17 protein-coding genes and 1 pseudogene are annotated in these 19237 nt (G+C 57.0%); 7 read left to right on the top strand and 11 right to left on the bottom strand.

The genetic code is table 11. The annotated features are described in order from the left end of the window. Positions 1-14 precede the first annotated feature (14 nt). The 9 genes from RBB49_RS21605 to RBB49_RS21565 all read right to left on the bottom strand — a co-directional run bounded on the left by RBB49_RS21605 (position 15) and on the right by RBB49_RS21565 (position 9999). Complete coding sequence (locus RBB49_RS21605) at positions 15-701, bottom strand: phosphatase PAP2 family protein (RefSeq protein ID WP_306144974.1); 687 nt, start codon at positions 699-701, stop codon at positions 15-17. A 231-nt stretch (positions 702-932) separates the two neighbouring features. Beyond that, the gene (locus RBB49_RS21600) at positions 933-2228 is read right to left on the bottom strand and encodes a BatD family protein (RefSeq protein WP_306144973.1); all 1296 of its coding nucleotides are present in this window, start codon (positions 2226-2228) and stop codon (positions 933-935) included. Beyond that, positions 2225-3757, bottom strand: a complete 1533-nt coding sequence (locus RBB49_RS21595) for a VWA domain-containing protein (protein WP_306144972.1) — start codon at positions 3755-3757, stop codon at positions 2225-2227. The genes RBB49_RS21600 and RBB49_RS21595 overlap by 4 nt, the downstream gene beginning before the upstream one ends. After that, complete coding sequence (locus RBB49_RS21590) at positions 3754-4737, bottom strand: VWA domain-containing protein (RefSeq protein ID WP_306144971.1); 984 nt, start codon at positions 4735-4737, stop codon at positions 3754-3756. The genes RBB49_RS21595 and RBB49_RS21590 overlap by 4 nt, the downstream gene beginning before the upstream one ends. Further along, positions 4730-5206 (bottom strand): DUF4381 domain-containing protein, encoded by a 477-nt coding sequence (locus RBB49_RS21585; protein WP_306144970.1) that lies wholly within the window; start codon positions 5204-5206, stop codon positions 4730-4732. The genes RBB49_RS21590 and RBB49_RS21585 overlap by 8 nt, the downstream gene beginning before the upstream one ends. Then, positions 5199-6206 (bottom strand): DUF58 domain-containing protein, encoded by a 1008-nt coding sequence (locus RBB49_RS21580; RefSeq protein ID WP_306144969.1) that lies wholly within the window; start codon positions 6204-6206, stop codon positions 5199-5201. The genes RBB49_RS21585 and RBB49_RS21580 overlap by 8 nt, the downstream gene beginning before the upstream one ends. A gap of 10 nt (positions 6207-6216) precedes the next feature. Beyond that, a complete protein-coding gene (locus RBB49_RS21575; protein WP_306144968.1) occupies positions 6217-7224 on the bottom strand; it encodes a MoxR family ATPase in 1008 nt (335 codons plus the stop codon). A 63-nt stretch (positions 7225-7287) separates the two neighbouring features. Further along, positions 7288-8265 carry an HAD family phosphatase gene (locus tag RBB49_RS21570; protein ID WP_306144967.1) on the bottom strand — a complete coding sequence of 326 codons (978 nt, stop codon included), beginning with the start codon at positions 8263-8265 and terminating at the stop codon, positions 7288-7290. A gap of 129 nt (positions 8266-8394) precedes the next feature. Beyond that, positions 8395-9999, bottom strand: coding sequence for an arylsulfatase (locus tag RBB49_RS21565; RefSeq protein WP_306144966.1), 1605 nt, complete (start codon positions 9997-9999; stop codon positions 8395-8397). Between the two features lie 733 nt (positions 10000-10732). Here RBB49_RS21565 and RBB49_RS21560 point away from each other — a divergent pair. The 5 genes from RBB49_RS21560 (at position 10733) to RBB49_RS21540 (ending at position 16086) form a co-directional block, all read left to right on the top strand. Beyond that, positions 10733-11455: a response regulator transcription factor gene (locus tag RBB49_RS21560; protein ID WP_306144965.1), complete on the top strand. Its 723-nt coding sequence runs from the start codon at positions 10733-10735 to the stop codon at positions 11453-11455. A 5-nt stretch (positions 11456-11460) separates the two neighbouring features. Next, positions 11461-12630 (top strand): FIST N-terminal domain-containing protein, encoded by a 1170-nt coding sequence (locus RBB49_RS21555; RefSeq protein ID WP_306144964.1) that lies wholly within the window; start codon positions 11461-11463, stop codon positions 12628-12630. Continuing rightward, positions 12627-14870 carry a hybrid sensor histidine kinase/response regulator gene (locus tag RBB49_RS21550; protein WP_306144963.1) on the top strand — a complete coding sequence of 748 codons (2244 nt, stop codon included), beginning with the start codon at positions 12627-12629 and terminating at the stop codon, positions 14868-14870. The genes RBB49_RS21555 and RBB49_RS21550 overlap by 4 nt, the downstream gene beginning before the upstream one ends. Positions 14871-14992: 122 nt before the next feature. Continuing rightward, positions 14993-15679 (top strand): hypothetical protein, encoded by a 687-nt coding sequence (locus RBB49_RS21545; protein ID WP_306144962.1) that lies wholly within the window; start codon positions 14993-14995, stop codon positions 15677-15679. Beyond that, entirely contained in the window at positions 15676-16086 is a 411-nt protein-coding gene (locus tag RBB49_RS21540) for a hypothetical protein (RefSeq protein ID WP_306144961.1), read from the top strand. The genes RBB49_RS21545 and RBB49_RS21540 overlap by 4 nt, the downstream gene beginning before the upstream one ends. A 107-nt stretch (positions 16087-16193) precedes the next feature. Here the strand turns inward: RBB49_RS21540 and RBB49_RS21535 are convergent, their stop codons facing one another. After that, the gene (locus tag RBB49_RS21535) at positions 16194-17051 is read right to left on the bottom strand and encodes a quinoprotein dehydrogenase-associated SoxYZ-like carrier (protein WP_306144960.1); all 858 of its coding nucleotides are present in this window, start codon (positions 17049-17051) and stop codon (positions 16194-16196) included. Between the two features lie 222 nt (positions 17052-17273). On the opposite strand from RBB49_RS21535, the gene RBB49_RS21530 reads away from it, so the two are divergent. Continuing rightward, entirely contained in the window at positions 17274-18311 is a 1038-nt protein-coding gene (locus tag RBB49_RS21530; protein ID WP_306144959.1) for a quinoprotein relay system zinc metallohydrolase 2, read from the top strand. Positions 18312-18337: 26 nt separating this feature from the next. On the opposite strand, the gene RBB49_RS21525 is transcribed toward RBB49_RS21530, so the two are convergent. Further along, positions 18338-18826, bottom strand: a complete 489-nt coding sequence (locus tag RBB49_RS21525) for a hypothetical protein (protein WP_306144958.1) — start codon at positions 18824-18826, stop codon at positions 18338-18340. Between the two features lie 301 nt (positions 18827-19127). On the opposite strand from RBB49_RS21525, the pseudogene RBB49_RS21520 reads away from it, so the two are divergent. Continuing rightward, positions 19128-19237 (top strand): annotated as a pseudogene (locus RBB49_RS21520) (S-(hydroxymethyl)glutathione dehydrogenase); the annotation flags it as partial.

Here is a 19237-nt window from a genome sequence, read left to right as displayed (position 1 = left end):
ATGGGTAACCTGCCTCAGGACGCTCCCGCCGACCTTACATTCGCGATAGCGTTCTGGAATGCAGGCCCGGCTATGATTGCATCCGCATAGGCATGTCCGAGTTTCTGGCCTTCTGACACGTCCATGGGATAGTGAACACCTGCGACAACGCGGCCATGTCCGATACGGGTTGCCAGGTCCAGAAGTTCATCCGTTTTTTCCGGGAAGACCTCTGCCAGCAATCGTGCATAGACAATCGCGCGAATGGAATGCCCACTCGGGTAGGATGCGACCGGGCGAGCGTCCCCCAGCAGTTCGACCGCACTGTTGATTTCGAACGGACGGGGGTAGTCGTAGACACCTTTTACCGCGTCATAGTCAGCGCGCACCTCGTCAATGGCGCTCTCCAGAACACTTTTCAGAGCTGGCCCGTCAACTTCGAATATCGAATGTCCGATCACCGGTGCAAACCGCTCGGTATTCAAGGTTGTTTCGACAAAATCTGCTTGATCTTGCGTTCTTGTTTCCTGCAGCCAAAGCACAGTCGATAATTCTTCATGAAACCCGGGCGTACCCAAAGCGGGCGGTTCCATGATCATGTTGTGCGCATCCACACTTTCTGAAGGGAGCAACTGTGCCGACGTTTCAAGAGACTGCGCAGGTGCTGCTGCAACCAGAAACGCAATAGCAGTTGCGCTCAGCGCGGTGAGGGGTCTTTGCATATGTGTTCACCTCCGGCAAGGAACTGGGCCAGGACAAAACAGCTTTGTCGCCTGCACCGAAGATGAGGAGGCCGCACGAGAATTCAAATTAAGATGTTTTAATCCAGGTGATGAAATAAACGAGCTGTTGCAGGTGTTTAAGGTAACAGAACGGGTCGTCTTGCTTCTTTAAATGGACAACAAGGACCGTGTTCGCGGGGCTCTGAACAAAAAAACTCGGAACGAAACGGGTTATCGGGGATTGATGTCAGGCAGCGCGAAATGGGAGCTCGTCAGTCCGTTCTTGAGGCGGTTTCGTCGCATGGTGCGCGCCGATTGGAGAAGTCGGGTCCAGCGGATGTCTGCATCTTTGTCGGTGAGCTTTGCCTCTTTGGAATAAGTGAGTGCGCTGCATGCGTGCAATGCCTCTTCGAAATTCGCCCGGTCGGCGATCCGGATGCCGCCTTCTACTGTGTGGTTCCAAGCAGACGCGCAGTGGAGCGTGCCGCTGAAATCGCGGTGTTTGATGGCTGCGACGAGTTTTCCGAACAAATAGCTTTCTGAAGCGTGGTAGCGCGTCTTGAAGTCATCTGCCTTGTGCCTGACTTTCGGCAAGAACGTTCGCCAGGCCAAATAGACAAGACCCGCGGCAAGCGCAAGCAGGACGACAGCCATGGCAAGACCGCGCAAATCGACCCGCGCAACCGGCTCGACAGGTGCCTCCGCAGCAGTGCCCGTGACTTCGAACGAGATTTCCGGAACCTTGGCGGTTTCAACCGCGCCGCTTTCAAGATTGTACCAGGAGAGCGATTTCTCCGGCAGGGTATAGGTCCCGGCAGCTTCAGCCACCAGCGCCGTTTCCTCGGTTCTTGTTCCCGAAAGCAGGCCACGATCTTCCTTCTCGTCGAGAACCGGTTCTTTCGGATAGAAAGCCAAACCGTCGGCAGGGCTCACTTCGGCGAGTGGTGGCACGAACATTGGCGCCACCCCGCTGACCTTGGCTATGGTTTTCACGTTCAGGGCATCGCCCACTTTGAGGTCGTCTGTGGCGCCCTCAACGGAGCGTTCCAGCGTCAGTGACTTTGCCGCCAGAAAAGGATCCAGATCTTCAGCGCCCGCCGGGATCTTGCCGGTGATTTCAAAAGCGTCGGTCTGGACATCGACGACAACCGGTTGCTGATCGTCCGGATCGGCGTAAGTCACCTTGATGGTGCCGGCCGGGATCTGAAATGTGCCCGCAGTCATGGGATACAGCCGATAGGACCGCGACACGCCGGACCAGGTCTCGCCATTTATGGTTTCGCTTGTCGGACCGGAGGCCCGCGACGGCAGCCGGACGACGACATTCGGGGTTTCGTAGCTCGGGAAAGCTGGCGGTGAGGGGAGCCATGTCGGAACCAGAACGGTCACCCTGTAGATCAGCGGCTGGCCGGGAACGGCCGTGTCTTTTTCGAGCGACGTTCTGATTTCGGGGATCTGCGTGTCCTGCGCGGAGGCAGGGACACAGGCAAGTAACAGGAGAAAGAGCAGCGACCGGAGAAATGTCATTGGGGCCCCGCCGCGTTTTCAAGTGCAAACCGGCTCTTCAGAAAGTCGCCGGTCTGCGTATTGACGGTTCGCATCCACTGTTCTGCCGTTTCCGGCATGGTTTCACCGGTTTGCTGCTGAGTTTCTGTTCCGCGCCCCGCCTCGTTGTCATAAACGGTGTCATCGGCACCAATGCCCGCTTCTTCGCCGGTGTCTGACTGTTCCCTGGTTCTTTCGATGTATTCGAGTATGTATTTGGCAAGCTCCAGGTTTTTCCGTGCAGCTTCGTTCGACGGGTCGCGATCAACCGCCTTTTGAAACGCGTCAATCGCATCCCGGTAGGAGCGCGACTTGACCAGGGACATGCCTTCGCCCAGCGCGGCCTCGGAACTGTCCTGCCAGGCATAAAGCTCTGCGGCTTCCTCGTATTTTCCGGATTTGTAAAGCGCATAGGCTTTCCATGACGGGTCGGTAAAGAGTTCGGCCGCTCTCCCGAAGTCCTTTGCGTCAAACGCCATTTGACCCTGTTGGTCCGGCGTGAAGAACCAGTCGCGCCAACCGTCCGCAAAGGCTCGGTCGACAGGCTGGGACAGAAGGGCAATGAACACGATCGCGGACCAGCGCATGGACCATCCGCGCCGGAACCAGAACAGCAGGATGAGCGCGGCAGGCCAGGCTAGAAGGACGCCCTGATCGCGCCACTTGGCTTTTTCATCCTGTGACAGCGCTGCCTGGTAGGCGGCGTCAATGCTCCGGATGACCTGGTCCACGTCGCGTGTGTCAGCCGTTACTGTCACCACACGGCCTGACGCGAGACCGCTCAGGCCAGCAGCACCTCCCGTGTCGCGGTTGAAAACCCAGAAACTCAAAGATCCGCTGTTTGCCGGATCTCGCGCGCCAATCGCGGTCTGTTCCTCGCTTGAGAGCGTGTCCAACATGAACAGGATCGACCCGGGTTCGTCCTGCCCATCAAGCAGCTTCTGGGCGGTTTGAAGTGCGTTTCCTGCGACACTTCCTTTCACGGGCATGACGCTGGGGTCGAGACCTTCGAGAAAAGGTTTGAGGACATCCGGGTCTTCGGTGAGTGGAACGACCTGGTGAGCCGAACCTGCATAGGCAACCAGGCCGGTTTTCGCACCGGCGCGTTCCTTCAACAGATCCAGTATCTTGTGTTTGGCGCGCTCCAGGCGGGTCGGCGGTACATCCGGTTCCATCATCGATTCTGAAACCTTGAGCGCGATCACAAGCGGCGCCTCGTCCGAAACCAGCGGGTTGGCCTGCCGCGACCATGTCGGACCCGCCGATGCAAGGACCAGCAAGGTCAGGACAAGGGCCACCGTATCGACCGGACGAAGCATGCGGCGTTTGTCCGCCCCAATCGTCAGAGCTGCGGCCAGGTGAGGTGCGATGACGGAAGGCAACTCGGTGTCGCGATCCGATCCGAAACGGGCGACCCACCAAAGGCCGCCGACACCGAGCAGCGCCAGGAGCCACCACGGCCTCAGAAAGTGAAACTGCGAGAGATTTTGCATCAGCATCTCGAAGGTCATGCGGCCCTCCTGCGATGAGATCCCAGCATGATCGTTGCAAGCGCGAGAAGGCCGATCAGCACCGCCAGCCCGAGAAAATACTGGCCGAGCGCATCCCTGGGGCGATAGCTGGCCGTTTCCACTTCACGCGGTGCGAGAGCATCAATTCTGGCGTAAATCTCGCTCAGGGCGTTTTCATCACTCGCGAAGAAATACTGCCCGCCGGCTGCGCTGGCGATGTCTTTCAGGCTTTGTTCGTCCAATCGCTGTTCACCGGAGCCGGCCGGATCGCCGACGCCGATCGTGACGATGTCGATCCCTTCCTTGGCAGCAATACCCGCGGCATTGATGGGTGTCATCCGGCTGCCCGTGTCGGCGCCGTCGCTGAGCAGGACAAGTAGCCGGTCCTCGATCTGGCTTGCCTGAAAGGTCTTGATGGCAAGTCCGATGGCGTCGCCGATGACTGTCTGCGGACCAGCCATGCCGACCGCGGTCTGGTCCAGGAGAGCCCGTACGGAAGAGAGATCTTCGGTAAATGGCGCTTGCACGTAGGCCTTGGACCCGAAAACGATCAGGGCGATCCGGTCGCCGTCGCGTTCCGAGATGAAGTCACCGACCACCCGTTTAACGGCGTCCAGCCGTTGCACCCTGTTACCTTCACTCGACGGGAAATCGATCTGATCCATGGATCCCGAGATATCGATTGCCAACATGACGTCGCGGGCGGCCTTTTCCTGAACGATCGGATCGCCCACGCGGACCGGCTGAGCCAGCGCGCAGACAACGAGGCACCAGACCAGAATGGCTGCAAGCATCTGGAGAATGGAACGGCTGATCACCACGGACCCGGAAGTCGGCTGCTGTCCTGCTGCCGAGGCAATGCTGCGAAAATACGGAAACCGCACCGAAGAAACGCGTTCTTTGTGTGCCGGCAAAAGAAAATAGACCAGCAGCGGAAGCGGCAGCATCAGAAAGGCGAAGGGTTGATCGAATTCAAGCATCGGGCAGCTCGTTTCGATGTTTCTCGATCCACTCTTTTACGAGCTGTCTGAGTGGTTCGTCCGTCGTTTCGCCCTGGTAGGGAGCCGTGGCAAGCACCTTTCCCGGTCCGTTGCAAAACCCGCTGCCGCCATATGCCTTGTCGAGAAATGCCAGCCAGGTCTCTCCAAAGAGCGAGGCAACCGAAGATCGCGGATAGGCGGCCAGGGCGGTTCTGCGGACAAGGAGCGCGAGGGAAGACGCATCCGGTGCCGAATGTGCAAGTTCTGCCAGCGCCGCCCGCCGGTAGGCATTCCTGCGCCAACGCTGCAACAAGTGCCACACAAGTGCGGCAACAAGCACAAACATGATCAGTCCCAGCCACACCCAGCCGATTGTCTGAGGTGCCATTGAAACCGGAGCCGGTTCGGGAACGGGTTCCAGCAGGTCGATCAGCTCGGCAAGACTGAGGCCTTTCCATTCCTCATTCATTGGTTTGCGCCCGCGTTGTGGCGCCAAGGCCCATGAGGCGGCGCAACTGGTCAACGGTATCACTGCCCGCACTGAGCGGCAGAACGGGCGTCCCGTAGGTCTGCTGCCACCTCAGGATTTCCGCGATCCGGCCTGTCGCGAAGTCCGACAATCTTTGTAAGGTTTCGGTCGTCCCCGTATCGAGCTCGACCTGAAGTTCGCCATCGGAAACGACAAGCTTCATGTTTTTGGGCACATCCTCCGAGATCGGATCTGTTACGGGGCACAGGATGACGTCATTGTGCCTTGCAATCGAACCGATAAGCTTGCCGGTCCGGGCGTCGAGGCCATCAAAATCGCTGATGACGATCACGAGATGGTCGCGGCGTGCGATGCGGGCAACGGAGGTAAGCGGCTGGTTCAAAAACAGCGGCTGGTCAACACGCGGTGCTTCTGCGTGAAGCATCCGGTTGGCACGCTCGAGCGCCGTCAGGAAACGGTTGACGGCGGTCCGGCCACGCTTGGGACGAAACTCGGACACGTAACCGTCCCCGAAGATGACTGCGCCAACGCGGTCGCCCTGATCGAGAATGCGGAAGGAGACAAGAGCTGCCGCTTCGGCGGCTGTTACGGACTTCATGTTCAGCCGGGTTCCGAAGAACATCGACATGCGCTGATCGACAACCAGCAGAGCAGGGCGGTCACGCTCTTCGCTGTAGACCCGGACATGAGGTTCACCGGTCCTGGCGGTGACTTTCCAGTCTATTGTCCTCGGATCATCGCCGGGCAAATAACCGCGCAACTCCTCAAAATTGAGGCCACGGCCCCTGAGCCGTGACGCGTGCCGTCCGTTCAGCACGCTTGAGACCGGCTGTCTTGGCAACAAGGTGAGTTTTCGCGCGCGGCCTTCCAGAGACCGCAGGTGCTGAAGACTGACCCTTACTCTTGTATCGGCCGGTTCCGGTGATTGACCTGCATTGGCGTTGAGCCCTGTCCTGGACCTTGCAGAGGCATCTCGCATTCCCGCCTCCTCACGTCAGCGCGACCTGAGCCACGATTTCGTCAACGACCTTGTCAGGGGAAATGCCGTCCCCGTCTGCTTCGAAACTCAGGCTCAGCCGGTGGCGCAGAACATCATGCGCAATCGCCCTGATGTCGAGCGGGTCGACATAGTCGCGCCCGGCAAGCCAGGCGTGAGTCCGGCTGCATTTATCAAGTGCAAGCGAGGCTCTGGGGCTTGCGCCGATATCAATCCATCGCGCCAAGTCCGTTGAAAACCTGTCGGGCGTGCGCGTCGCCTGCACAAGGTCGGCCATGTAGCGTTCACTCGCCTCTGACACATGGATGGCGCCTATTTCTGCCCGCGCGGCAAAGATCGCCTCCTGTTCGATCGAAGCGGCGGCGGCGTCCGTGCTTGCCTTTGGCCCCTCATCGCCCGCGCTGGATGCAAGCGCTGCCGTTTCTTCCCCGCGTACCAGTCGGATAATTTCGATTTCATCTTCCACTGGCGGGTAGGTGATCAGTACATGCATCAGGAACCTGTCCATCTGTGCTTCGGGAAGCGGATACGTTCCTTCCTGTTCGACGGGGTTCTGGGTCGCCATCACCATGAAGAGCGGCTCCATCTTGTGGGTTTTGCCGCTGACGGTGACCTGACGCTCCTCCATGGCTTCCAGAAGCGCTGCCTGAACCTTGGCCGGTGCCCGGTTGATCTCGTCGGCCAGAACGATATTTGCGAAGATAGGTCCCTTCTCGAATCGGAACGTGCCGGTGCCTGCGGACTGGTGATACACCTCTGTTCCGGTAACGTCAGACGGCAACAGGTCGGGCGTAAACTGGATGCGGCTGAAATCCGCTTCCATGTTTTTGGCCATGGCCTTGATAGCGCGCGTTTTCGCCAGACCCGGCAGCCCTTCAACCAGCAGGTTTCCGTTTGCGAGCAAGCCGATGATCAGCCGGTCGATGACATCTTCCTGACCGATGATGGAGCGTTGCATGCGCTCCTCGAGTTTTTGCACCTGTTGAAGTGCTTCTGACATTTGACACGATCCGTGAAACGTTAAGGGAAAAGGCGGCGGAGCGAAGTCCGGAGAGGGTGAGGTTCAGTTGCCCGTTCCGGACCAGACGCGTTTCCAGTCCTCTGCCATGTCCACGAGCAACCAGCCGCGCTCATCGGCCTCATCAAGCCCTCTGACAAGTTTGCCGACATGGCTTTCGCGGTCGTAAGCCCATTCCCTTTCTCCGTCGGTGTGATGCACGATCAGTCCGAGGCTTGGGCCGTCTCCGGCCGTTGCCCATTCAAGCATCTCAAAATCGCCGTCGGAATTGCCACCGATGAATATCGGGCGCTTGCCGATCTTGCTGTCGATGCCGATCGGCTTGCCGGCCTTGTCGTCGATGAAGGCGATCCCCGGATCCTTGAGGATCGTCGGAACGCCGTCCACGACCTCGTATCGGGTTTTGCCGGCACTGCCGATGACGTTTTCGGGAGGAACCCCGTATGCAGCTTCGACGAAGGCCCGCATGAAATGAATACCGCCGCCGGAAACCAGGTAGGTTTCGAAATCCTCGTCCCGAAGGTACCTCAGAAGCTCCAGCATCGGCTGGTAGGTCATGTCGGTATAGGCGATGTTTTTCGTCGGATGTTTCGCCGTTTCAATCCAGCGCGCGACATCGGCCTGAAATTCCGGCACCGAGAGCCCTGAGTGGGAAACCATCACGATTTCCAGTAAGCCTTCTTCACCTGACCTGGCAACCCTGTCCATATCGCCGGCCGCCGCTGCCTTGAGGACATCGCTGGACAGAATGGTGGGGTCTTTTGCGGCCATTTCCTCCAGGCGGTCCAGTGCATAAAGAAGCTGAAAATAAACCGGTTTTTCGGCCCAGAGGGTGCCGTCATTGTCGAAGACGGCGATCCTGTCCGACGGCGTGACGTAGTTGTCAGACCCGGGATTGGTCACGTCGCTGACAAAGTCGATGATGCGCGATTTCGTTTCACCATCCTGCCAGGAGGGAAGGGGGTCGGCCATTGCGGAACCGGCGAAAAGCGCCAAGACGGCAATACTCAAGGAAAATCTCATACCACTCTCCCGGAAACTGGATTTGCGAAAATCCTGATGGGCCACAAAGGCCGGACGCGAGGCGAACCAAGTTCGAATGGCGCCGGTGGCGGGACCGAGTCCCGCCACCGGCAAACATTACGAATGGAGCTATTGCGCACCGTGCGGTGTGCTCAACTTGTCCATGACCTGATCAAGCGAGAAACTGGCCGCTTTCTGGCGTGGCGGAAACTCCTGGAACGTGGCCAGGAACTCGCCGACATATTGCTGCGCAGGCACCAGAAGATAGGCCCGGTCGATCAACCAGTCGTAATAGGTATTGGATGTCTGGTAGGAGCGCTCATACGGGTCCCGGCGCAGGTTGAAGATCAGCGGAACGCGCAACGCCGTGAACGGCTCGATCCAGGCGCGGAAGGTCTTGTATGCCTTCTGCTCCAGGAAGACCATTTTCCAGTCGTTGTAGCGAAGGGCAGTCAGGTCGCCGTCGTCGGAAAAGTAGAAGATTTCCCTGCGTGGACCTTGATCCGCTTCACCAAGGAGGACAGGCAGGAAATTGTATCCGTCAAGATGGACCTTGTACTCCCGGCCGATTGCCTGGACGCCGCCTTCCTTCAGTTGCTCCTTGATATCCGGCACTCCGGCAGCTGCCAGATAGGTCGGCAACCAGTCCATGTGGTGCATGATCTCGTTGGAGATGGAGCCTGCTTCAATCTTGCCGGGCCAGCGGACCATGGACGGCACGCGCCATCCGCCTTCCCAGTTGGTGTTTTTCTCACCGAAGAAAGGTGTCGCCGCCGCATCGGGCCAGGTGTTGTAGTGCGGGCCGTTATCCGTCGAATAGTGAACGATCGTGTTGTCGGCGATACCGAGTTCGTCCAGCAGGTCAAGCAACTGACCGACCTGCATGTCGTGCTCGATCATGCCGGCGGAGTATTCATCGACATGCCGTCCGGCGATCTGGTCCGCCTTTTCACGCATTTCCGGCTTCACATGCGTGCGAAAATGCATGCGTGTTCCATTCCACCAGACGTAGAACGGCTGGCCTTGCTCATTTGCGCGCTTGATGAAGTCGATTGCCGCGGCAACTGTTTCTTCATCGACCGTTTCCATGCGTTTTTTTGTGAGCGGGCCTGTATCTTCGATTGAACCATCGGCCGATGACTTGATCACGCCGCGCGGCCCGAACGTTTCGCGGAACGTCCGCCCATCCGCCATGACCGCATCACCCGGATAGTCTTCGTTTTCGGGCTCTTCCTCGGCATTCAGGTGATAAAGATTGCCAAAGAACTCGTCGAACCCGTGGTTGGTCGGCAGGTGCTCATCCTTGTCGCCCAGATGGTTCTTGCCGAACTGGCCGGTGACGTAGCCCTGCGCCTTGAGCAGACCGGCAATCGTCGGGTCCTCTTCCTGCATGCCAAGATCGGCGCCGGGAAGGCCAACTTTTGAAAGACCCGTGCGGAACACGCTCTGACCCATGATATAGGACGAGCGGCCGGCGGTGCAGGACTGTTCGCCGTAATAGTCGGTGAACATCATGCCTTCCCTGGCGACACGGTCGATATTCGGCGTCTGGTATCCCATGAGGCCGAATGTATATGCGGAAATATTGGACTGCCCGACGTCATCTCCCCAGATGACAAGAATATTGGGCTTGTCTTCCGACTGCGCCAGAGCTGGCGCAAAATCCGCCAGGGCAAGCGCTCCGAAAGCGCAAACGGCCACTCTGACCGTCTTCAAATTATGCCTGAATTTCATGACTCATTCCTTCCCCTGCGCATTCATAGTGTGTCAAAAAAGTGAAACACACCAATGCCTTGGTGATCGGCAAAACAATCAGAGGATGAATTTTCCGCAGCGTCAATGATTGCGATGGAATAATGTGGCCCGGATGCCAACAATCAGTCGCGGAACGCCAAACAATTTAATGTGGAGCCAGACGGCAGCCGATTGCTTCGAAAACAGATGCAGTTGGACGGTGTCTATTTTACGGAGGCCGCAGAATGATTTTGCACTCTCCTGCGGTCGCTGTTGCGGATCGGAATGCTGATTTGACCGTTTCGCGAACGGCCTGCTGCATCGTTTTCCGGCGGGCAGTGCGGCTCAATTCTTCCACCGCCCCGTGGTGCATGTTTGCTTGACCGGGCACGAAGCAAGCGCCGTACACCCATCCTGAACGGATGTCGCCAATTCGCATGCCGTTCCAGTCTCATTTACGAGTCTGTCACCTTACGTAAGTTTCTGAAACGTTGATTAATTGAAACTTGGAAAAATAGGGAAATTAGTTTCAAATTTGATTTAATCGAGAGTTTGGAAATTCGGCGTTTTCAACAGTTGGAAGGAAAGGTACGGAAAGAATACACAGCATGAAACAAACCCAATACTTTAGTATCGGTTTTCATGGTTATCTTGATAATTTTATCAGTATTATCCTTGCAACCTCTGCAAGGTAACAGGTACTTTGTTCGTCAGACTGGGAGGAAGCAGTCTCATGAACACCAAAACCAGAAAACGGGAACCCGTTCAGATTCGTTCGATCCTCGTGATTGACGATCACCCGCTCTATTGTGACGCGCTTGCATCCACTCTGGAGAGGCTTTTCAAATCGAAAACGGTCAAGAAGGCGAATTCTCTTCAGGATGGTATGCGGCTGGTCAATTCGCGTTTGCGGCCAGATCTAATCATTCTTGATCTGAAGTTGCCGGATGCCACCGGCATTAGCGGCTTCTTGAAGGTGAAGAACAAGCTCCCGGATGTGCCCGTGCTTGTAATTTCCGCGGAGTCGTCCGACGAGTCGGTCAGCGCTCTTATGTCCGCCGGAGCAGCCGGTTTCATACCGAAGGACGCCTCGGTCTCGGTCTTGCAGGAAGCGCTTGTTGAGATCCGGGAAGGGCTCCGATTTTTTCCGCCGGGTTTCACGCCGACCAAAAGGCCGGCGCAATCGGACCTGACGGCTCAGGAAATCGCTCAGAAAATCGCCGATCTCACACCTCAGCAGAACCGCATCATGAAGCTGATCTGTGCAGGCAAACCCAACAAGCAGATCGCTTACGAGATGTCGCTTGCCGAGGCGACGGTGAAAGCGCACATCACCGCCTTGTTGCGTCGGTTGAATGTCAGCAATCGCACGCAGGCGGCCGTTATGGTCAAGAGTATCAGTCTCGATGGTACGCCGCCGATCTCCGAAGCTGATGCGAGGGCGATGCTGAGCTGATTTCCATGACGGTTTTGCTGGAGAAAAGGCTCGATACACCAAAAGCCGTTCAAATCGGTGTGTCGTACGAAAAATCGGAAACGGCTGCGGTCAGGGAAGCCATTGCGGGTTTCAACACCGATGCAATCTGCTTCGTCCTGTTCTTCATGCCGGACCATCTCGATCCCGAACGCGTTTCGAACGAGTTCGCGCGGCAAATGTCGTCTGCGACCGTCTTTGGATGTTCGACGGCGGGACAGATTACGGCGCAGGGATACGAAAAGGATGCGTTGCTGGTGATCGCCTTTCCACGGCGTCACTTCCGATGTTCTTCCACCCTGATCAAACCTTTGAAACCTCTGTCCATCGAACGCACCGCAAATCGCGTCAAGGTGCTTGCAGACAGGTTCCCCCGCACCGGAAACTGGAAAACCGTTGCTCTTGTCATTGCCGACGGCATGTCCAAGCAGGAGGATCTGCTTGTTGCAGCCCTCAATGCCGGTCTTGGTGAGATCCCGGTATTCGGCGGGTCTGCCGGCAACGGGCTCGCTTTTGGCGAAACCTACGTTTCGCATGGGGGGCATGCGCACCGGAACGCTGCTCTGGTCCTCTTGATCGAGACCGATCTTTCCTTCAGGGGCATCGGGTTCAATCATTTTCAGCCAACCAGCCGGCAAATGGTGGTCACGCGTGCCGTTCCGGAAGAACGGCTGGTACTGGACATAAACGGGGTTCCTGCCGCGCGCGAATACGCGCGTTACGTGAACTGTCCGGTGGAGGAACTCTCGCCACAGGTTTTTGCGGAAAATCCGGTCCTGATAAGAAGCGGCAAGAGCTGGCACGTGCGGGCGATACAGCAGGTCGAAGAAAGCGGTGGTCTCTCGTTCCTGTCCGCCATTGATGACGGTCTCGTGCTCACGCTTGGCCAGGGAAGGGAGATACTGCAAACGCTGGACTCAGGTCTTGAGCACTTTCGTGACCGCAATCTGAAACCCGACTTCATCATAGGTTTTGACTGCTATCTGCGCAGGCTCGAGATCGAGCAGAAACATCTGGCGGATGATGTCTCGGCGATCCTGCGCGAAAATCATGTTTTTGGTTTCAACACCTACGGAGAGCAGCATCTGGGTGTTCATGTGAACCAGACATTCATCGGTGTTGCATTTTATCCGCCAAGCCTTGGAGCGCTCTATTGATCGATCCCAGCGAACCTCTTGAAACGCAGCTTGAGCGCCAGGGCAAGATCATTGAAGCGCTGATGCAGCGCGCTGCCCGGGAAAATGATGTCGGGGAAACCGCGTATTCCCTGTTTCAGTCCGCCATCGCGCTTCAGGGAGAGGTCTGGGAGAAAACGAAGCATCTGGAAGAGGTTCTCGATACGCTCGGTCAGGCCAGCAACCGTCTCAGGAATTCCGAGTTTGCGCTTGAACAGACCGAACGCAATCTTGCCGATGCACTCGACGCCATGGAAGGAGGCTTCGCGCTTTTCAGCGAGGACGCGCTCGAGATCTGCAACGCACAGTTCAGGAACATGGTGCCTGATATCTGCGAAATGATCGTGGCCGGGCTGAGCATCACAGATTATTTCAAGGCCCTGAATGACAGCCCGCAGGTGATTACAAAAGGGGCGACGCCCAAAAAAGCGAGCGTCGGAAGCGATGAAATTGGCAACTCATCACCCAAGTACCCTTCTGTGTTCGGCCTTAAAAACGACCGCTGGTTCCAGATCACGCAAAAGCGCGCCTCGCCACGAAAAACCGTCCTCCTTTCGACGGAAATCACGAACATTGTTCTGCAGAACCGCATTGAAAAGGATCAACTGATCGACAAGCAGTCGATTTTCATGAAGGCGGCGTTCGAGCATATTTCGCAAGGGGTTTGCACGTTTTCTCCCTCAGGCACGCTGATCCTGCGGAATGAACGGTTCCGCAAGCTGTTGCGTCTACCCGTGACGCTGGTTCGCAAGGGGACGCAACTCAGCCAGATCCTGTCTTTTTTTGCGCGCCACGAACTGGCACCGGAAACGGGTATGTCCATTGAAGCGGAGGTTCTTGCCGCAATCGCGCCGGACAGGGAAGGCATAGAACGAAAGGTCAGACTGACATCCGGCGACATACTCAATATCAGCATTCACCGTCTTCCCGATAACGGGCTGATCATGAATGTCATCGACTTCACCGCCGAAGCTCAGATGACGGACGTCCTGGAAAAAAGGGTCGGGGAACGGACAAGGGAACTGACGCAGGCGAACGAGCGTCTCCAGCGGCAGCACCAGGAACAGATCCGGATCGACGAACAGCTGCGCCAGGCCAAGGAGCGCGCGGAAGAGGCGGTCTCGTCCAAAACCAGATTTTTCGCTGCTGCGAGTCACGATTTGCTGCAGCCGGTCAACGCCGCGAAGCTTCTGATTTCAACAATGACAGAAAGTGCATCGGACAAGGCGGTCGGGGATACCGTTTCCCGCCTGGAACGCTCCTTCAAATCGATCGAGTCTCTTTTGCACGCGCTTCTTGATATCTCAAGACTGGATTCCACGGGAACGGAACTCAGTTTCAGCATTTTCAACATCGGAGAATTGCTGGCGACCGTTCAAAGGGACTGCCGCCAGTTGGCAGAGGAAAAAGGCATCAGGCTTGATATTGTCCCAAGCAGTTTGTGGGTCAAAAGCGACCAGCGCTACCTGGTCCGGTCGGTGCAGAACCTGATCGTCAACGGTATTCAGTACACTCAGGAAGGCCGTGTTCTTGCCGGATGCCGGCGCAAGGGGCCGAATGTCGTCATTGAAGTCTGGGACACCGGCATCGGCATATCGAAGAAGGATCAGAAAAGGATTTTCAACGAATTCACCAGGGCCGCGCCCGACAGTGCCGGAGCCGGCATGGGGCTCGGCCTGTCAATCGTTGATCGTGCCTGCCGGCGGCTCAATCATTCGGTCAATGTGCGCTCGAAACCGGGTGTGGGTTCCGTTTTTTCGATAACCATACCGATCTGCGATGCGCCTGTGGCAAACGGCCAAAACGAAAACGCATCTTTGCCGCTTTCCTCCGGCGCAATGGATGTCATTGTTCTGATCGTGGAAAACAATCCCGACGTGATGTTTGCGACAGCTCAGCAGATCGAATCCTGGGGAGGCAGCGTCCTGACCGCCGCATCGACGAAGGAAGCGCTTACCTGCGTCCGCGAGCTCGGGATGCCACCGGACATCATACTTGCCGACTATCAGCTCGATGGAGACGACAACGGCGTCAAGACGATCGCTGAATTGAGACGCGCAACAAAGACCGACATTCCCGCCATCATGATCACTGCGAACCGGGAAGAGGACCTCGCGGAACAAAGCAGGGAGCATCGTTTCACGATTTTGACCAAACCCGTCGAACTCTCGCGGCTGCGTCCGCTGATTGACTGGGAAACGAGACGGCTGAACACCGGCTGAGCAGCCCGGTTGCAGGGCCGCCCGCTGAAAAACACAGACAAAGGTCTGTGCTGACTTCATTGCGGGCGCGCGTAGATTCTGAACGTATGGCTTTCCAGAACACTGAAAACCGAGTGCCCGGAATGGGCAGGCTGCCGATCGCACAATGCGTGTTCGCTCTGGCGATCCTCGGGGTGCTGGTCACGACCGGTGCCGTCGCAGGATCCTATGAACTTTTGTTCAGGCAAGGAACACTCGACGCCATTCCCGAACAAGCGACACTTGAATATCAGCGCACCGTTTCCGCGCCCGCAAGCCAGTCCCTTGAGGCGCTGAATACCGGGCCGATCCGCTTGCAGCAGACCGGGGAGGGCATGGCTGAAATTCATTTCGGCCTGCCAGATCAGCGCAGGCGCGTCGGCGCATTCCCGGCAAGCGTCGGCAATCCGATGATCATGTATTTTCTGGAAACCGTTGTGAGGGACCTTTCCGGTCTTGCCGGGGGCAGTCCCTTCTACATGCGTAACCGGATCAAGGCGGAACTCTTGCGGAAGCATCCGGTGCAGGACATGACCCTTCGCCTGGGGGATCGTGATGTCGAGGTACACACGATTGTGCTCTATCCCTTCAGGGACGATCCGGCCAGCGATCGGATGAAGGGGATTGAAACCCTGGCTTTGTCCATCACGTTTTCGGACGATGTCCCCGGCTGGTACTATTCCCTGCGGGCCGAAACGACAACAGAGCGCGGCAAGCGCTCGGCGCTTCCTGACACACTTCCCGCGTACACGAGCACGATCCTGTTCAAGGGCCTGGAGGCCGGGAAATGAACCGAAACAAGGCCAGGCACTCGCGGCTACGAGTGCAGTCAAAGAAACACCTCGCTGCCTTGGTTTCGTTCCTGGGAGTGATCGCTCTGACCGGTCCTGTGCACGCACAGCCCGACACACGCCTGAACTGGTTGAACGATTATCCGACCGAAGCGAGAGCCGAATATGTTTTCGCCTGTATGGCGACCAATGGCCAGGGCAGCGATGTATTGCGCCGTTGTGCTTGCTCGATCGACATCATCGCAACCATCATTTCCTACGACAAATATATCGAAGCGGAGACAGTGCTGTCCATGCAACTGGTAGGGGGTGAGAGGATGTCCCTGTTCCGCACGGCGGCAAGCGCAAAAAAGCTGGTCGCCGACCTGAGGCGGGCACAGGCCGAGGCGGACATCCGCTGCTTCTGAGGCCCGGAGACAGTGCCGGCCCGGAACATCCATCCCGGACCTGCAATCACTTCCCTTGACGATGCTTGAATTTGGTCACAGCGACCGGGCTCTCGCGCGCGGTCGGCTCAGCTCTCCACGTCCTTGGGGATCGTTTTGAGCCATTCGTTGCCTTCGGTATCTTCCGCGCGGATAACCAGATCATCGGTGCCGTTGTCGGTGTATTGGAAGCGGATCACGGGATTCTCGGATAGCGAGATTCCGCCTTCGAGCGTGAACAGCGTTTCTTCGCCTTGCCGAACTTCAATGTAGTTGACGAAGTGCGCGGAAATGAAAAGCTGCGTAACCTGGTCACGTTGCAGGCCGGAGTAGTTGGGGTGCCGGATCATGATCTGGGCTTCACGCCGATTGGTCGATTTATCGACATTGGGTGTGAAATGCTTCGCCCTGATCTGCCCCATCTGCGACATGGCAAGTTCCGGAGATTTGGTGGCCGGCGCGGAGCATCCTCCCGAGGCTTTCACGAAGCGCCCGGCCATGACCGGTCCGTCCGTTGTCTCCGCGACCACTCTGACGTTTGAGTACTGATTTACACGCACCCTGATTTCCATGTCGATCGGATGCATCGCTGCGCCGAAAGTCAGCTCTGCCGCGACCGGGGCCGGGTTTTCGTCAATGATAAGAAGCGCCTTGCCAATCGAAGGTGCATTTGCAGAAGACTGATGAATGACAATGGGCACGGTCGCCGCATCGTGAGCGCGGTAGGGCGCATCGAGATCGAGGATCCCTTGCGCGGGTTTCGGCACAATGTCGCCGACGATGTCGCCCTGCAGCTCGCTCCAGCTGCCTTCAGGCTGAAGCGGATTTCTCAAACTGTCCGTGTTTGTATCCGCAAGACTTGCAAGCGGCGAGGAGAGCAATCCAGAGGTGAAAACATATGCTCCCAAAGCGATGGATCTCAGATAAAGCGCTGAAGACCTCGTCATGATCCGTATTTCTCCAATCGATCGCGCAAGCATCCATAGGCAAGTTGTTGCCAGGCCGGTCGCAAAAAAGTCAGGCGATATGCGGTTTGCTCGTTAAATACTAGCACGGCTCAAGGAACATAAAAATCGATCCTTTGGGATGTATTGCGACGGTCTGTCCCGGCTGGAAGACTGTACTCCGTAGAACCGAGCGCTGATTGCCTTGGGCAGGGTGCGGGACAGATGTATGAAATCCTGATCAGTTTGTGCCTGCTCGGCGATCCCGGGGTCTGTCGGCAACAGCTTGTTGCCGGTCTTGAAACAGCCACCGAACACCAGTGCGATGCACTCAGGCAGAGCCTGGACCCCGAAGACATGGCTGCGACCGATGCCGGTTACCGGGTCTCCGGGCTGGCGTGCCAGCGATCTCCGGCCGGTCTGTCTCTGCAGGAGATTGCAGACGGTATCTATGTGCACACGGGAGATGTGTCCGAGCCCAACCCCGGCAACAGGGGAGACATCGCCAATCTCGGGTTTGTTGTGGGCGATAGGTCCATTGCGGTCATAGATGCGGGAGGATCCCGTGCCGTTGGAGAAGCATTCTACCGTGCGATCCGTTCGGTGAGTTCTTTGCCGATTTCGCATCTGATCCTGACACACGTACATCCCGATCATCTTTTTGGTGCTTCGGTCTTTGCCGATGCTGGTGTGAAAGTCGTTGGCCACCCGAATCTTGAACGCGCGCTTCGCGACCGGGAGGAAGCCTATTTGCTGACCTTCGAAACCGAAGTGGGCCGGGGAGCGTTTCTGGGTACGGGCACGGATTTTTCGGTAACGACGCAAGATCAAATTGACCTCGGTGGTCGTATCCTTGAATTGCGGCACTGGCCTGTTGCGCATTCGACCAGCGACCTCACCGTCTGGGACGGGCTGACCGGAACGCTCTTTGCCGGTGATCTCGTGTTCGACCGGCATGTTCCCGTGCTCGACGGATCTTTGTCTGGCTGGTTGCAGGTTCTTGCTGAAGTTGAAGACATGAAACCGGAGCGGATCGTGCCGGGACACGGCGCACCCGTGATGCGCCCGGATGCCGCGATCGAACCGGTGCGCACCTATCTCGAACTGCTTGAGACGGACACGCGAAGGTCACTTGATGCCGGGAGGCGCATGAGTGACGCAGTGCCGCACATTGGCATGCAGCAAAGCTCCGAATGGGAGCTCTTTGATGTCTACAACGCGCGCAATGCAACCGTCGCCTATACGGAGCTGGAATGGGAGTGAAATTCGCGGCGAGAGTTTGATGAAAACTAACGCGCGTACTTCAAAAGCAGTTTGGCAATGGCATAAAGCCGTTTTTCGATAAGGACCGGCGTCTCGCAGACATAGGTCAACGATCTGGCGCGGTCCCGGAAAACACGTTCATCCCAATCCAGTTGTTCTTCCAGACGGTCAATCCTGTCGAAGTCCGGATCATCGGCGTCGACAAGGTGCCGCATTTCGGACCGCACGGAGTCAATTCTTTCCGATAATGCAATCTGTTTCAGGGAATACAGTTCTATGCCGTTGATGACATCGCGGCGGGTATCTCCGAGCGTGTCGAAAACAGCCGCAAAGACGAAAAGCATGATGTCTTCATCTGCGTCCGAGGCATTGTCGGAATACGTTCTGACGGCATCTTCCGCTTCTTCAAGCGAGACGCGGCGCAGCGACAGCAGCGTGGCAAGGTCCCGGGCGTCCCCGGGAAGCGGGCGGGCCGATTTCTCGGCGAATTCCTGCGGCAGCGGGGCAGACCACATGAGGCCAAGAGACAGGTCCTGAACTTTTCTCTGTTGGCATGGCCATGTGGGGTCATTGAATGTGGCAGAATACACAGCTCTGGAACCCATAAAAAACACAAGTAGTGCTGAAATAAAAAGTATCTCGAATTTACGTTTGATTTCCATGTCACGGATCCTCAGTGGTGAATAGTTTAATCGAGACATGAAAAAAGTCTACGATCCGAAATACACACTAAGGTCGCAATTGTCAGAAAACGGACCGGGCATATAGTCGCTGCAACAGTCGGGCAATCCAATATTTCCGGCTTGGAGACTAGGAATGGAAACTCGTGCTGCAGTTGCAGTTGCCGCGGGAAAACCGCTTGAGGTAACGACGGTCAATCTGGAAGGTCCGCGTGCCTTTGAGGTGCTTGTTGAGGTGAAGGCCAC

It is taken from the genome of Roseibium sp. MMSF_3412 (assembly GCF_030733265.1).
Taxonomy (GTDB): Bacteria; Pseudomonadota; Alphaproteobacteria; order Rhizobiales; family Stappiaceae; genus Roseibium.
The sequence above is the reverse complement of the archived record's forward strand: the minus strand, read 5'-3'. Positions and strand labels throughout refer to the sequence as shown.